This window comes from Fluviispira sanaruensis (assembly GCF_004295685.1).
GTDB lineage: Bacteria > Bdellovibrionota_B > Oligoflexia > Silvanigrellales > Silvanigrellaceae > Silvanigrella > Silvanigrella sanaruensis.
Genome location: NZ_AP019369.1, coordinates 48,921 through 63,599 on the forward strand (window position 1 = coordinate 48,921; position 14,679 = coordinate 63,599).

Genomic DNA, 14,679 nt, shown 5'->3' on the forward strand with positions numbered 1-14,679 from the left:
GTTAACACGATATTAGATATAAATTAACTTTCATGAATTTTAAGCATTTTACTAGACTCAGTATAATCTTCATATTCGATCTCTTTTTTTTCAGAAGCAATTTTTATTTTCTTTACAATATCAGCAATTCTCCAAAGAGTATTTAATAATTTTTCAACTTTAACTTCACTTTCAATAATTTTACCGTTAAAACAACTTATAGCAATGGAAAGAGCATTGTTGATTTCATGATTATATGTCGTAATTACAGCGTTCAAAGATGCAATTTCTTTTAATTTTGCCATTTCATTAGATAACTCTGTAATTTTTAAGTGGATAGAAATTCTTGACATAGCTATATCTAAATTTATTGGTTTTGTAATATAATCATTAGCTCCATTTTGGAGGCAATCAATAATATCTGAGGTTTCTGATTTAGAAGTAATCATAATAACAGGTAGCTCTATCGGATTAAACTTTATACGGATTTTTTTAAGAACTTCTGAGCCTAAGATTCCAGGCATGATTATATCCATTAGAATAATACTGATTTTAGTTTGAGAAATAAGTTCAAGGCATTCCTCTCCACTCTTTGCTTCAATCAGTGAATAACCTCCCTTTAACTTAAGGCCTTTAACTAAAATGCTGCGTTCAAAATCACAATCATCGATAATAAGAATTGTTTTATCACTCATATATATCTTCTTTATTTATGAGTTCTCTAAGCTCATATTTAAGTATCGAAATTTTAGAACTCAACTCTTGAAATATTTCCATTGAATTATCGATGCTTTTATCATGACCCATTTTCTCCAGTTTCTTAGCGAGTGAAATTGCAGATTCTGCAAAAAAATTAGAAAGTGCGCCTACTAACGTATGGGCTGCGATCTCAAGTGCATAAGGATCTTTATTTTGCAGAGAAGTCTCGACAGCGGAAACAAGTTTAGGAATTGCAATCAAAAAATCCATTATAACTGTTGTTGAAAAATCTTCCATACCTAAGTAATTCCCTAAAAACGCTTTTTTATTAAATGACGTTGGGGTTGATTTTATTTCAGTCAATTTGGTGTTTTCAATCTCAAGTGGAGTTTGATTTGATGTGCATCTATTTATAATATCTATTAATGAAGGCATAGTTATGGGCTTACCTAAAAAGCCATTCATTCCACTCGCAAAACACTGTTCAATATCTTCTTTCATTGCACTAGCTGTAAGTGCAATAATTCTAGGAATTTTTGAATCTTTATATTTTAATAGAATTTCTTTTGTAGCTTCAAACCCATCCATTTCTGGCATATGACAATCCATCAAAATCAAATCATAGGAATTGTGCTCCAAACTTTCTAAAACTTCTTTACCATTATTTACTATAGCAGCTTGATATCCAAGTTTAGCTAGAAAACCAGAAACAACAAGTTGATTGGTATGGTTATCTTCTGCAATTAATATACTTAAGGGGAGTTTTAAGCCCATTTTGGGATCAAATATAGGAGTAGGGTTTTCACTTAAATCAATTTGCGAAGCATTTCCTTCTTCAGCAATAAATGTAAACGAAAATGTTGAACCTTTACCAACACTGCTTTCAACCCAAATTGTTCCACCCATTTTTTCACATAACCTTTTGCTTATTGCTAAACCTAATCCAGATCCACCATACTTACGAGTCGTTGATGCATCCGCCTGTGAAAAAGAAACAAAGAGTTTATTTATTACATCTTCAGAAATGCCAATTCCAGAGTCTCTTACTGACAAGGAAATTTTCCACTTTTTTACATCAATTAAAATAGCTTGTGATAAAATTTCTATATTCCCCTTTGCAGTAAATTTGAGCGCATTAGAAACAAGATTCATTAGGATTTGTCGAATACGCATTCTGTCACCAATTAAGACTAATGGAATTGAGGAATTATGTTGATAAGAAAGTGTAATTCCTTTTTCAGAAGCCTTAACATTAAGAAGTTCTACTATTTCTTTCACTAAGGATTGTAAGGAAAATGGGTTTATTTCGAGTTCGACTTTATCCACTTCAAGCTTTGAAAAATCGAGTATATCATTAATAAGATCAAGTAATGAATTGCTGCAATTTTGTATGATTTTTAACTTATCAATATTAGCTGGTTTGACTAAGGCATCTAAGAGTAAATTCGTCATACCAATAATTCCATTCATCGGAGTACGAATTTCATGGCTTATGTTTGCAAAAAAGGCTGATTTTGTTTTTATAGCATTCTCTGCATTTGCTGTTGAAAGTCTGAGTTCAAGTTGGCTAATGACTTGCCTTGCAAGAGCTTGCAGGGCTTTAATTTGTTCTAAAGTTAAGTCGCGTGGTATATTATCAATTACGCAAAGAGTACCAATGCGATGCCCTGATGAAGTTTGTAAGGGTGCACCTGCATAAAACCTTACATTTGGAGCTCCTGTGGCTAGAGGATTATCATGAAAACGCTCATCTTTTAAAGAATCAGGAATAATAAAAACCTCTTCCTGTAAAATTGCATGTGAGCAAAAAGCAAGGTCCCTTGAAGTTTCAGAAGCATTAAGCCCTATTTTTGATTTAAACCATTGTCGATTTTTATCAACAAGTGAGATCAAAGCAATTGGAACTTTGCAAATATGAGAAGCAAGAAAAGTAAGATCATCAAAGTCTTGCTCAGGAATACTATCAAGAATACGGTAGTTTTCTAGTTTTACCAAACGTTCTTTTTCATCGCTTGGTAATGGGGCTATTTTCACAAGAGCTCCTTTTTGTTATTACTTTTTCCATATCGGTTTTCGGATGGTATTTTTAAATATTTATATTTTTTTATAAAAATCAGTTATATTTATGAATGTTATTTAAGGTTATGTAAAAATATTTATTTAAAATGTGGCTTATGATAGAATATTAATAAATCTCCCAATTTTTATATGCAACTGGATAATATGAAGTTTTAGGTACCAAATAATTGCTACAACTTAGTCGAAATACTCTTGCAATTACATCAACTTGTATATAGCGACCCTTAATTGGATCATAAAAAAGATTTACCTCTAAATTTTTATCAATTATTTCCTTACCACAACTAAAAGCTGTGTCGAAATTAATACATATTGGAAATTTATTCATTATAATCTTTCTTTGTGAATATAGTAAAAATATAATGCATTTACCAAAATCATTATAAATTATAAAATAAATAAATGATAGTTATTTTATAAATGTTTAATTAATCTTAAATTTTTATAAAATAACTGATGTATGAACATCTTTGTAAAAAATTAAATGACATTTTAAATTTTCTATGTACTTTCTGATTTAAGAATAAAGCATTGGATATCTATACCAATAAAAGATCTTTCAATTTTATAATTTTTCATTCGCATGTAATTTAAGAACAGTCTGCTTTTGATTGTGATCCCGATTATCAGATGGTCATGAAGCACTTCTGATATAATTTTATCTCAATTCTGATCGGTACCTCAAATTGAATAAATATAAAGAAAGATTTATACTTTATATTTTATTATTTAAAATTATAATATTATTCAAATTTATACTATAATTTTAGTTCTTATTATGATACAATATTATACTCAAGTAATTAAAATTATTTTATAACATATTGACAAATTAAATTCTAAAATATATTTTCCATTTTAGGGCCTGTTGAAAATTTTGATTTAAGTAAGAAAAAGAATAATCTTAAAAGGCATGTATGCCTTAAAAAAAATTATTTATGATAAATAAAAAATATATATTTTTTATAAAATGTATAATAGATTCATATTAATTATATTCTAATAGGAGGTATTATTTACGAATTAAAATCTTCTCCAAAATTTATGCAAATTAGTGAAGCTGAAATTCATTTTGTTATTAAAAGTTACAACAGGGAATCTAAAAATTAACAAATTTTAATAAAGGGAATTCAACAAATATGTCCGATAAAAAGACCGAATAAGCCAAGTTAATAAATTTAAAAAATAGCTGTTTAAAGCAAGTCACTTTTTTTACCAATCGAAAAAATTCATTGGTCTTGCAACTTATTTTGAAAAAATTATCAACAGGCTCTAAATTTTTAATATGACAATTCTTGAAAGGGTAGTAAAAATGAATTTTCGTTTACAAGCTAAATTATTATTAACTCTATTTTCCACATCTACTTATGCTTATGCTGAAAACTCTAAGCAGCTTGATACAAATCAGGGAATAATTCCGTCCGTTCCTGGATATTATCCTGAAACGGATGGATTTTGGGGTGACTGGGGCTATTATGATAGATGTCCTTTAGGGCAATATGTAGATGGCTATTCTCTATTATCAGAAGAAGAACAAATTAACAGTGATGATACTACTTTAAATGGCATTCTTCTTCATTGTTCAGGTGGAGCTAGAGCTACAAGCTCAATATCAAAATGGGGTTCATGGCTTAAACCAGCTTCTTGCAATGGACCTGTAAAAGGATTTGCAATTCAAATTGAACCTAAACAAGATGGTGGAGATGATACGGCAGCAAATGATTTAATGTTTGTCTGTAATGACAATTCGATTGCACATGCTGAAACGAAGACTCATTGGGGTAATTGGAGTAACTTTTATTACTGTCCAACAGGGCAAGTCATTCTAGGACTTATTACAAGAGTTGAAAAACAACGCTTTAATGGTGACGACACAGCTTTAAACGGTGTACGTATGATATGTGGCAAGACATAATATTAATTAAAGTATTTTACCTGCCTTTCCAAATTCTCACATTATCTGTACTTTTTCAATCGCATTTAATGTGAGCCTATGTTTATGATTGCGATCCCGCATGCATTGCGAATGAGCCCAGTCGCATTTAAAGTGAGCCTGAGGGATTTTATATTCGCATTTAATATGAACCCAATTTGTCTTTGATTGTGATCCCGACCCCCGGATTAAAGCGAGCCCTTACAGGTAAGTATGGATATTCAACTTATTTGCATTATAATATTCTTTGTAATGAAATGACAAGAGATAACTATTCTAGTAAAAATGATTATGGATTTATTGATATTCAAAATGAAAGATGTTCTTCCTTCCCAAAATATAATATTGATAAATATAATAAAATAGATTTTAAAAAATCAAATTTTAAAACAATTATAGTCTATGGAGACGCTGATACATCCACTACTCCTGCTTTTGCTCAAAATTTAAGTAAGCAATTTCCAGAAAGCAACAAACTGGTTTTAAGCTTAGAAAACTTAGCGCATGCACCATTTTCATTTTCAGTGGATTATTCAGAATTTTATGAGGATAAATTTTATGAAGGGGAAAAATGCAGAAATGAAATATTAGATAGTTTTTTTAAAGGATTTGATACTTGGCCTGATGTAAGCTGTGCCTCAAAGCTTTATCCCCCAATTTATTCTTCAGAAAAGGGCCTTACAAGTTTTGAAAAGTTAATTAATGAATTTGTTTTATATATTTAATGATTATACTAAATTTTATATAAAATAAATCTTAAAAGAAGAATCAATTGTTTTATCCAAACAGCGGATTCTTCTTTTTAGTCGTATTAGCTTCTTTTAAATTACCATTATTAGAAGCAGGTAAGTTTTGTGTGGGAGATTTTGGAATATTATTCAATTCTTTATTATCTTGACTTAAGAGGATACTTTCTCCGCCATCGATAATCTCTTTATCCCAAAATTTTCGGGTTAATTCAACAAAAATATCTACTCTGTTTTTGCGGCGCAACGAGTTATAAAAACTCAGAGCTTTTCTTTGTTCTTCATTTTCAGTGTCGAGTGTGAAACGTAAATCAATTTTCATATTTGTTCCAATCCTATACCATCATAAATTGGCCTTTGACATTCGCAAATATGTCCATCCTAGCAGTTCTTCTTTCGCAATCCCACGGAAGTATGAAGTTTTCTCCTCCACCAGTAAGGATTGTATTTTGTGTAGAGCGCCAAGCATCGCCTAATAAATTTTTTAATTTCTCAGCAAGAGATTCTGTAAATTCTTTACGAAGGTTTTCGTAATGCTCTTTGAACTCTATTTTTTCACTGCCGATTTGCAGTTCAAAACGTTGTTTATTAATAGCTTTTGCAAGTTCATGGTATCCAATACGGATTTTCAGAGATCTTTTTTCATTGATTTTATCGCTGAGTTTTCTGATAAAGACAGAGGTTGAAATGTCTTTAATTGAAGTGCATCCTTTTTCTTTATAGATATATGCTTCATCAACATCATCCCAGATGACAGAAACAACGTCGGTTGTACAGCTTCCAATGTCCACGAGAGTTAATGACTCTGGTAAGTCATTACCTCTTTCTTTTTTATATAATTCAAGGGCACCGACTCCTTGGGGGACAATTTCGATTGATTTAAAAGTGATAGATCTATGCTCATTTTTTGCATTTAACCATTCATACCTTGTTTTTGATTTTAGAGACTTTCTAAGGTCTGATTTAGCAAATTCATCATAAGGCAACGAGAGTATCAAAGTTTCGTAATCACCAGTGAGACCTTTGCTTTCAAAGGCATGCATCCATTGTATGGATTGCTTTAAACTACCGTGGAATTCTCCGAGTTCAGGATTTTCTTGGAAATTTGTTTTCTGTAATTCAGCTATGCGACCAGCTACGTACCATTTTCCATCTACATTTATCTTACTTTTAAGTTGTGAATGCTCTGGTACTTCTTCAATAAGGGAGGCTTCAGAAAATTCAATTTCCTTGCCATCTAGAATTGTATAAAGCTTAAGATATGACGAACCCGAATCGATTGAAATAGACTTCATAGCAAACTCCTCATGAATAAACGTATAAAGGACGAAAAGCCGATAATACATAACGGCTATAAAATAGTAAATTTATATGAAAATTCTGTCAATAGACGGCTATACGTATTTTAGGCTTTAAGTACTAACGTCTATATTTTGACTTCTTTTAAAGCGGATGAAAATATAAATCAATAAAAACATATATTTGAATTTTTATAGCTTTGATGTCTTTAAGGTCTTACGTATTAACGTTTAATAGACGTTAATACGTTATGGCTTTAAGTAGGTGTGGTCAGATTTTTAGTTAACTTCTGTAAAGTAGTCTAGGATTGATCTAAATATATTCATCATCAGGTAAATTTATTGTCACTTCATTCTGAGGGTAATACTGATCTGTAGTGCCGATATCTGGAATACCTTCACGAATTTCCTCAGCGTTATCCTTCTTCTTCTCTTTTTTCTTAGAGCGTTTAATTACTTTACTAAAAATGATCTCGTCGTTTTCTTCTTTTAAAATCGTGATATTTTCATCATCGACTTCAAAACTATAGCGAACGTCGCCAATACTGTACTCATTGTGCTTCACTTTGAAAGCAATTTCTCGGAGGATTTCAGTAATTGTTGCGACTTTTTCGATGTCAGAATAGCGTGTATAATTTGCATAGCTATCAATTAATTTTTTTAGTTCGTTTTTACCGAAGTAATACTCAAGCGGCTTTACCTCTTCTATCCAACTCTTTTTTGAACGAACTGAAATCGTTTTTTGAACTATTGTTCCGTCTTCATTTTTTGCTTTTTCGTAGTTTACATAATCAAACGAGAGGTAACATGGAGGATAATAAGCGAGTTTAACCCAAGCACAATTTTTTTCAAGACTCATGATTTGGTTAGCACTGACATTGCTTTTATCTTTACTTCTGATTGAAACATTGCTGCCGCTATTTTGTGAACTCATACTCCCTTCTGTGATTTCAACTTCAATTTTTCCCAGTCGTTCAGAGATTTGATTAGCAAGTTCCGCATCTGTGCATTTAAATGCGACTAGGTTTTGGAGCCCTGTAAAAATGGATTTAGCTTGGCTTTGGCCAAAAATAGACTCTACTTGAGCGTTGTTTTGGTACCCAGCAAATGCTGTTAGATAAAATTTTGAACCACGACTGAGAAGCTGTTCCATAACCTGGAGTTTTCCAATTTTATGGAGTTCATCCATGACAAGAACAACAGGAATATTGTCTCTAGACTCTCCTCTTTCAAACATAGCAGAAACAAAAGTTTCAACTTGAACCTTAATTAAAGGTTTTGACTCCTCCCACTCGTTGTCTTTAGCGATGATAAAAACAAAGGAGTCATCGTTTCTTTTCACCCATTCGTAGAATGAAAACCATTCCATTTCTTTGTTTTCACTTGCTGCAATTGTTCTTGGATGGTGATTTAAAAATTTCACAAAATCGAGATTTTTAATTGACGAAGCGACTGCACCAATCCCTTGATCTGATCCTGCGCGACCAATATATTTTTTAACAATAGGGTCTTTATTGTCATCTAAAAGTTTTAAAAGGCTTTCTTCGTCGAGGCAAAGAATCTTCCAGAATTCCTCATGAGAGTTTGAAAGTCGAATTAACGATGCTAATAGTTTCCCTCCAGCTGTATCAAAAAACTCTGTGGAATCTTTTTCAGGGGATAGTAATGCATCTGAAAAGAACGATGCTGGCACGGAAGGTTCATGCCAGAAATCCCAAGCCATGCTCCTCACATCATATAAACTTAAAATTATATCACCTGGTTTATAGAAAATTTCTAAATAATCTCCATCAACATCCACAATGCATCCCTTCATTTTTGCGGCGCGTGCTTGGGTGAGCATTGACTTGATAAAATTTGATTTCCCCGTACGAGAGGAGCCACAAACGGCAAAATGAGTGAACCAATCCATAAATGGTATTCTGAGATTTTTAGAGAAAAATAGATCATATTTTGAGAATTCTGTGTTGTTTTTTTTATTCTTCACACGTGATTTTATAAGTTTAATGAGTCCTTTTTCATCCGTAATAGCGACTTCATCGCTTCGCACTCTTTGACCATCATTCAATTGCTCTCCTTTTTTTTTCATCCAAATAAGCATGTAATATGAGAGAACGGTAGAGACAAAAATGTACGCACTGACAGTCATAATAAAATATTCGTTGTGCTCATAAAGTATCTTGTCATAGATGCTTTCAACCTCACTTGCTTGCGAAGTTGTTACAGGTATGTTCAATGAACTGATAAATGGATGAATTAAATTTGTAATGAGCGTAAAAATTTTTGAGCCAACTGTATGTAAGATTGTACCAAAATATTCAGATATTCCTCCTTTATATGAATATTTTACAATAAAAAAATATGGAATAAGGGTAATCATAAAGGATAGAAAAATTATTTCTATCGTTTTTTTAACGCGTAAAAAAAAGTTAGATTTTGTTACAACGGTACCATAGTTGATCTGATTGGCTTTGCTTTCACCCAACATAGATAGCTCCTTATTTAATTATTTTTTTTGCTTTTGCATCTTCAATTTCAAGGTCGAGTATTTTTTTATAAGCACTTTTTTTCTCTTCTGTACTCGCCATTTCAACATAGATAGAGGTTGTGACCGAGGATTTTACAATATAGCTTGCAAGAGAGGATAAATGTTCAGAAAGTTTATCTACTTTTTTTGAGAGAAAAACGATTTCATCACGTAACTTTTGATTCTCAATTTTCATTTCATTTGTGACAAAACGATCTGTTTCAATGACAAATTCTCTGACAAAAGAAGAGGGCTTCATTCTAAATTTTGATGCTTTAGCTGTAATTATGTCCCGTTCATTTGCGTTTAAACGTATCGAAATCGTCGTTTCTTTTTCTTCCATAAAAACCCCCGAAAAATATAAATAAATATTATTAGAGGTAACAATGTAGTACGGAAAAATTTAAATTAAACAATATTATGAAAGGTAAAATTTATTTCGTATTACGTGAAACATCTAATATTACAATTGTAATATAATTTAAATACGCAAATCAAATATTTTAATCATATTTTTAAAGGATATATTTTTTTAATGTATTAAAAACGTATTACAATTATGTGTCAAAAATTGAAAATTGTAAAAGTTAGAATTCCTAAAAAACCAATAAAAACAAATATTTGCCGCAACGCAGTTGCGTAGTGTGTGGTAACGAAGCCAGCCTTTGGCTGGCGTAGTCTGACTTTCTTTCTTTTTTTCTTTTGGAGGGTTTAGAAATGGGTGCAGTTTGGAAGTTTAGTTTTTATGCGTATCATATTCCTAAAAATCGATTCCCAGAAATAAGTAAAATTGTTTCTGAAATTTTAATGCCAGAGGCAAAATTTTATATGTCACCTGATCGTGACTTTGGACAGATTGAAATTGCTAATCAAGAAATTTTTTCAGATTTTACATTTGATCGGAGTGCATTAAGTGAATTGAAAAAAAGAATATGGGAAAATGGTTTTTTAAATTTTCACTTTGGGGCTGAGTCAGTTCATGGAGTTGGCACTGTGGAATACGGTGAAAGCGATTATAAAAAATTTAGAACTGAAAAAAATTCAAACTTAATAAATTACGTTAGTGACTATCAAAGATTCTTAACTTCAGAGGACGACTTAGCAAGAGCATACGATATAAGCGGTCTATAATTTTAAGAAAAAATTTTTACTCAAAATGAAGAGGGATATATAATGTTTTTAAATCCATATTCACATAAAGAACCATTTTCAATGAGTGAGCTAATTAAAAGAGTTCCAGCTGCATTTGCTCAGAATGCAAGTCAGGATGTGTCACATAAGTATAACTTCATTTCTACGGAGCAAGTAATCAATGCTCTTAATGAGGGAGGTTTTCATCCCTACTATGCTATGCAAGGTCGTAGTAGAAAAGAAGGAAAAGAATTAGTTGCAAAACATGTTGTTAAGTTTAGAAAAGAAGGGACTCAACTGATAAGAGGCGATTTAATACCTGAGATTGTTTTATCCACTTCACATGACGGAACAAGTGCATTTAGACTTGATTTTGGAATCCATCGAGTAATTTGTAGCAATGGATTAGTTGCACCTAGTTCTTTTGCAGTCTCTCGTTCAGTTCGACATAAAGGATATAATGATGGCGATATTATCGATGCTGCTTTTGAAGTCCTTTCAAACTGCCCTGATGTTGAAAAAAATGTAACAGAAATGAATAAATTAATTTTAACTGAGAGAGAGCGTGAGGTATTTGCTGAGGCTTCTCTATTACTCAAATATAATGACGATGACATAGAAGAAACATTAAAAGAAAATTTTAGTCCTACACCTAGTTTACTTTTGGTAAATAGGCGTAGGGGAGATAGTGGAAAAGATCTTTTTTCTACTTTTAACGTCATACAAGAAAATTTAATAAAAGGCGGGCAGTTATTTTTTGGAAAAGATAAAAGTGGTTTTAAAGTAAAGAAAACGACCAGACCTGTAAAGTCCGTAATAGAAGATCTAAAACTTAATAAAGCTCTGTGGACTCTAGCAAATAAGATGTTAGAGATCCGCTCTTGACTTTATGATATAGTTATTTTAAAGTATTTTTAGAATATCAGTCGAAATTTAGGAGGGTTATACTATGAGCAATTGCTGGGCGTTTAGTTTAGTTATCAATGAAATACCAGACTCAAGATTTGAAGAGATAAAAGAAGGCGTAAAAAATTTTATGTGGCGCTTTAAAATCGAAGATAAATTTTTATTTGCAGATTTAGAAAGTGCTGCTATCGAGATCTTAGATTGTTGCTTAAGCGGAAGATATGATTTCAGAGAAGAAGCGATTGAATGTTTAAAGCAAGAGCTTTGGAAAAATGGGTTTATAGAGTTTTATTTCGGTGCTGAAGTTGTGATCGACATAATCACTGTTAAAATTGGAGAGGATGATTTTCTAGGTTTTGTTAATAATAAAAATATAGAAGATGCTGACGACGAATCGGAGATTGCAAAATATCAAGGTATGACTCAAGAGGAATATCGAGAATTGTATTCATGAGTTTTAAAACTTTATGATATAGTTATTTTAAAGTTAGTTTTAGTAAAGGTTTTACTTTGTGACATGTATGTTTTATAGTTTATCTTAAGAACCAGATCTGAATTTTTTTGAAGTGTAGTGTGTATGTTAGAGTGTGAACAATATAATTTTAGGGAGAATAAAATGGCTCGTAAACTTGCAGGCGCTTCTTCATCTATGACGACGACGCTCAATCTAAGGTCGTTTAAATTAGTTAAGTTACAAGCTCAGATCACAGGTGAAGCCGAGAAAATTTTGAATGAGTATATGCATTTTAGAAGTGAAACAGATCGCCAAAACGACGTATCAGTTGACGCAATAATAGATGCACTCATAACGGAACGTCTCGCAAATGAAAAAGCATTTCTTGATTGGAAAAATTCAAACCCGAAAAATTTTTCTGAGACAAAAATTAATTTAAAGAAGAAAAAAGCTGACGTAGAAGAGGAAGTGAAAAATATCGAGGCTTGATTGAACATGAAATACAAAAGCTCAGAGCAAAATAGAAATATGCGAGAACCTCTTCGAGGGAAAAAAAGTTTTCGCGGTAAGAAACTTCTAGAATGTCGTTGGTGTCATTCTGAAATTACTGGACTTCGTCGTTCTTTTTGTTCTGATGCGTGTGTGCATGAGCATAAACTTCGCTCTGATGTGAGTTATATGCGTGCTGCGGTCTTTGAGCGAGACCACGGGATTTGCGCAATGTGTAAGCGAGATTGTGAACAATTAAAAAATGAAGCCCTAAAAATCTTGCAAACGCATGGCGAAGAAAATTTAAAAAAATTTTTAAAGCAATATGGATATCCTAATCGTAGAATTAAGCTCTTTTTAACTCGAAATGGAGCTGCTCTTTGGGACGCTGACCATATTACTCCTGTTTCATGGGGTGGCGGGGGCTGCTCATTAAATGAAATGAGAACATTATGTGTTCCTTGTCACGATCTCATAACTCACGATCAAAGAAGAATGACAGCACTTGGAATTTCTGCAAAGCAGAATACGCTGTGGAATGATGATGAATTATACTTGGATATAAATAAAAATGACAAATAATATTAAATCCCCTAAATTTTTTGGAAGACCAACTGCGGCATGGTTTATAGCCATGTCTAGTGATAGTTTTATTAGAGAAGACGATGCTGAATATTCTGTTTGTGATCTGGCTATTCATTATAAAAAAACGAAATCGACAATTCGAAACGTAATATTACGAAACTATGAGAAATTGTACGATAAAAAATTTGAACCTAAATATATTATAAATGAAAATGGGGTGACTGAGGTTCTTTTTAAAGGAAAATTTTTAAAAAAGATATCATCTGATTATATTAGAGAAAATGAATATTTAAGGTGATTTATGTATGTTGTAAAAGTTTTTGGAGGATGCTTAATGGAGTTTGAAATTGATTTAAAAAATGAAAAAAATAATCATGAATTGCACGAAGAACGTGAATATTTATCACATTTAATAAGTTATTTGGATTATTTAACAGAGTCTTTGAGCAATCAGAAATTAAAAGATCAAGTAAACGAAGATTTTGAGATACCACATGCGCAAATTGAAGTAGAAATTGATGATACAAATTTCAATATTAAGCTATGCAAAGAACGTATTAATAAAATTTTGTATGATGCAGCATCAATTTACTATCCTTGAACTATATTCATATTTTTTAAAAAGAAATAAAAATATAAAGTATTTTTTAATATAATAATATTAATTTATAGTTATTGACAATTTAAGATTTGCGTTCATATTTTAAATTACATAAAAAATTTTTATGTAATTTAAAATGAGGTGTTTAATGTCTTTTTTAGGTTCATTTAAATCAAAAGATAATTATTCTATTTTCTTAGATCCTGAATTTAATCGAAATGGAAGTATAAGAGAAAACATTATCGCAATAAAAAAATCTGAAAATTATGAGCTTAAAGCTTTATTCAGAACATATTACTTAAATGATGAAATAGTTATTGTTGTTTCGAGGTTTGATAGTTTTAGTATTTCTGGTGAAATTGAGTATTTTGTGCAAAAGTTTTGTTATCAATATAGAATTAAAGCTGAAAAAGTTAAATTTTATGAAGTTATTGACCCAATTTTTAACAAAGATGTCACTTTAAGAAGGTTTACGAGCCAAACTGACTTAAATGATGGTTACATTAGATATTTGCCTAATCCCAATTGGAAAGAATCTTTAACAATTGAAGAATTCGAAAAAATAATAGGAACAAAGTATCAAACGACTTATTATACAAGTTTGCAAACCCCCGATCATTTGAAATATTTGAATGAAGGTAGATTAAAATTAATCACATATTCAATGTCTGCTTTGCGCTCAGTAGATGGGTTGTATGATATTGAAATTAAAAATCATTTAATGTTAGGTGAAGCACCATTTCAGGAGAACAAAAAGTTCTATTCAAAGTTACAAAAAATAAATATAAAATGTGAAAATAACGAGTTAAAGAAAACTAGTGAAGCGAATTTTGAATTGAATCTAAATAAATATCCCGAACATTTTTATAAAATATCCAACAAATTTGCTAGATATTTTGATGGTTTTGAGTTTGAAGGATTTAAAAATGGCAGTGAATTTGTTATTGCAAGAACTCATTTAACTAGAATGATTTCTGAAATGCATATAAAGTATATAAAAAATGATCCAAGAAAATATTTAATTGATGATAATGAAATGAATAATTTATTAGCTGTTGTTGATTATGTATTATGTACAAATTTGTCCCCTATAAATTTGAAGTTATTACCCACAACTATCTAAATAAAATATGGAATAATGGAGTTAATATGTTTCAAATATTGAAAGAAAAACTGTTTGTAAATAAAGAATATACATTTGTTCCAATTCTAAATTTGATAATGAATGGTGTGATCCCCGAAAAGTGGACGG

At 31.1% G+C, this 14,679-nt stretch carries 16 protein-coding genes; 10 read left to right on the plus strand and 6 right to left on the minus strand.

Features of this window, described 5'->3' with window-relative positions:
• Positions 1-23: 23 nt before the first annotated feature.
• Positions 24-674: a response regulator transcription factor gene (locus tag EZS29_RS15230; RefSeq protein ID WP_130613072.1), complete on the minus strand. Its 651-nt coding sequence runs from the start codon at positions 672-674 to the stop codon at positions 24-26.
• Positions 667-2,712, minus strand: coding sequence for a GAF domain-containing hybrid sensor histidine kinase/response regulator (locus EZS29_RS15235; RefSeq protein ID WP_130613075.1), 2,046 nt, complete (start codon positions 2,710-2,712; stop codon positions 667-669). The genes EZS29_RS15230 and EZS29_RS15235 overlap by 8 nt, the downstream gene beginning before the upstream one ends.
• Before the next feature lie 1,357 nt (positions 2,713-4,069).
• Here EZS29_RS15235 and EZS29_RS15240 point away from each other — a divergent pair.
• Entirely contained in the window at positions 4,070-4,672 is a 603-nt protein-coding gene (locus tag EZS29_RS15240) for a hypothetical protein (protein ID WP_172604002.1), read from the plus strand.
• 176 nt (positions 4,673-4,848) lie between these two features.
• On the plus strand, positions 4,849-5,415 hold the full coding sequence (locus EZS29_RS15245) for a hypothetical protein (RefSeq protein WP_130613081.1): 567 nt from the start codon (positions 4,849-4,851) through the stop codon (positions 5,413-5,415).
• Between the two features lie 52 nt (positions 5,416-5,467).
• Here EZS29_RS15245 and EZS29_RS15250 read toward each other — a convergent pair whose 3' ends face one another.
• The 4 genes from EZS29_RS15250 to EZS29_RS15265 all read right to left on the minus strand — a co-directional run bounded on the left by EZS29_RS15250 (position 5,468) and on the right by EZS29_RS15265 (position 9,604).
• Positions 5,468-5,758 (minus strand): hypothetical protein, encoded by a 291-nt coding sequence (locus EZS29_RS15250; RefSeq protein WP_130613084.1) that lies wholly within the window; start codon positions 5,756-5,758, stop codon positions 5,468-5,470.
• Between the two features lie 13 nt (positions 5,759-5,771).
• Positions 5,772-6,731, minus strand: coding sequence for a ParM/StbA family protein (locus EZS29_RS15255; RefSeq protein WP_172604003.1), 960 nt, complete (start codon positions 6,729-6,731; stop codon positions 5,772-5,774).
• 316 nt (positions 6,732-7,047) lie between these two features.
• Entirely contained in the window at positions 7,048-9,222 is a 2,175-nt protein-coding gene (locus EZS29_RS15260) for a type IV secretory system conjugative DNA transfer family protein (protein WP_130613090.1), read from the minus strand.
• Positions 9,223-9,232: 10 nt separating this feature from the next.
• Complete coding sequence (locus tag EZS29_RS15265) at positions 9,233-9,604, minus strand: hypothetical protein (RefSeq protein ID WP_130613093.1); 372 nt, start codon at positions 9,602-9,604, stop codon at positions 9,233-9,235.
• A 374-nt stretch (positions 9,605-9,978) separates the two neighbouring features.
• On the opposite strand from EZS29_RS15265, the gene EZS29_RS15270 reads away from it, so the two are divergent.
• From EZS29_RS15270 to EZS29_RS15305, 8 genes are all read left to right on the plus strand, one after another.
• Complete coding sequence (locus EZS29_RS15270; protein WP_130613096.1) at positions 9,979-10,392, plus strand: hypothetical protein; 414 nt, start codon at positions 9,979-9,981, stop codon at positions 10,390-10,392.
• Between the two features lie 42 nt (positions 10,393-10,434).
• Positions 10,435-11,277 (plus strand): DUF932 domain-containing protein, encoded by an 843-nt coding sequence (locus tag EZS29_RS15275; protein ID WP_130613099.1) that lies wholly within the window; start codon positions 10,435-10,437, stop codon positions 11,275-11,277.
• Positions 11,278-11,341: 64 nt separating this feature from the next.
• Positions 11,342-11,752 (plus strand): hypothetical protein, encoded by a 411-nt coding sequence (locus EZS29_RS15280; RefSeq protein WP_130613102.1) that lies wholly within the window; start codon positions 11,342-11,344, stop codon positions 11,750-11,752.
• 162 nt (positions 11,753-11,914) lie between these two features.
• Positions 11,915-12,241 (plus strand): hypothetical protein, encoded by a 327-nt coding sequence (locus EZS29_RS15285; RefSeq protein ID WP_130613105.1) that lies wholly within the window; start codon positions 11,915-11,917, stop codon positions 12,239-12,241.
• Between the two features lie 6 nt (positions 12,242-12,247).
• A complete protein-coding gene (locus tag EZS29_RS15290; protein WP_130613108.1) occupies positions 12,248-12,823 on the plus strand; it encodes a hypothetical protein in 576 nt (191 codons plus the stop codon).
• A complete protein-coding gene (locus tag EZS29_RS15295; RefSeq protein WP_130613111.1) occupies positions 12,813-13,124 on the plus strand; it encodes a hypothetical protein in 312 nt (103 codons plus the stop codon). The genes EZS29_RS15290 and EZS29_RS15295 overlap by 11 nt, the downstream gene beginning before the upstream one ends.
• Before the next feature lie 36 nt (positions 13,125-13,160).
• Positions 13,161-13,427 carry a hypothetical protein gene (locus EZS29_RS15300; RefSeq protein ID WP_130613114.1) on the plus strand — a complete coding sequence of 89 codons (267 nt, stop codon included), beginning with the start codon at positions 13,161-13,163 and terminating at the stop codon, positions 13,425-13,427.
• Between the two features lie 148 nt (positions 13,428-13,575).
• Positions 13,576-14,550, plus strand: a complete 975-nt coding sequence (locus EZS29_RS15305; protein ID WP_130613117.1) for a hypothetical protein — start codon at positions 13,576-13,578, stop codon at positions 14,548-14,550.
• Positions 14,551-14,679 lie beyond the last annotated feature (129 nt).

Bases quoted from the DNA above. Each gene is read 5' to 3' on its own strand.
- EZS29_RS15240 (WP_172604002.1), top strand. From the start codon at position 4,070: ATGAATTTTCGTTTACAAGCTAAATTATTATTAACTCTATTTTCCACA.
- EZS29_RS15295 (WP_130613111.1), top strand. From the start codon at position 12,813: ATGACAAATAATATTAAATCCCCTAAATTTTTTGGAAGACCAACTGCG.
- EZS29_RS15285 (WP_130613105.1), top strand. From the start codon at position 11,915: ATGGCTCGTAAACTTGCAGGCGCTTCTTCATCTATGACGACGACGCTC.
- EZS29_RS15260 (WP_130613090.1), bottom strand. From the start codon at position 9,222: ATGTTGGGTGAAAGCAAAGCCAATCAGATCAACTATGGTACCGTTGTA.
- EZS29_RS15280 (WP_130613102.1), top strand. From the start codon at position 11,342: ATGAGCAATTGCTGGGCGTTTAGTTTAGTTATCAATGAAATACCAGAC.
- EZS29_RS15290 (WP_130613108.1), top strand. From the start codon at position 12,248: ATGAAATACAAAAGCTCAGAGCAAAATAGAAATATGCGAGAACCTCTT.
- EZS29_RS15230 (WP_130613072.1), bottom strand. From the start codon at position 674: ATGAGTGATAAAACAATTCTTATTATCGATGATTGTGATTTTGAACGC.
- EZS29_RS15265 (WP_130613093.1), bottom strand. From the start codon at position 9,604: ATGGAAGAAAAAGAAACGACGATTTCGATACGTTTAAACGCAAATGAA.
- EZS29_RS15305 (WP_130613117.1), top strand. From the start codon at position 13,576: ATGTCTTTTTTAGGTTCATTTAAATCAAAAGATAATTATTCTATTTTC.
- EZS29_RS15255 (WP_172604003.1), bottom strand. From the start codon at position 6,731: ATGAAGTCTATTTCAATCGATTCGGGTTCGTCATATCTTAAGCTTTAT.
- EZS29_RS15275 (WP_130613099.1), top strand. From the start codon at position 10,435: ATGTTTTTAAATCCATATTCACATAAAGAACCATTTTCAATGAGTGAG.
- EZS29_RS15300 (WP_130613114.1), top strand. From the start codon at position 13,161: ATGGAGTTTGAAATTGATTTAAAAAATGAAAAAAATAATCATGAATTG.
- EZS29_RS15270 (WP_130613096.1), top strand. From the start codon at position 9,979: ATGGGTGCAGTTTGGAAGTTTAGTTTTTATGCGTATCATATTCCTAAA.
- EZS29_RS15250 (WP_130613084.1), bottom strand. From the start codon at position 5,758: ATGAAAATTGATTTACGTTTCACACTCGACACTGAAAATGAAGAACAA.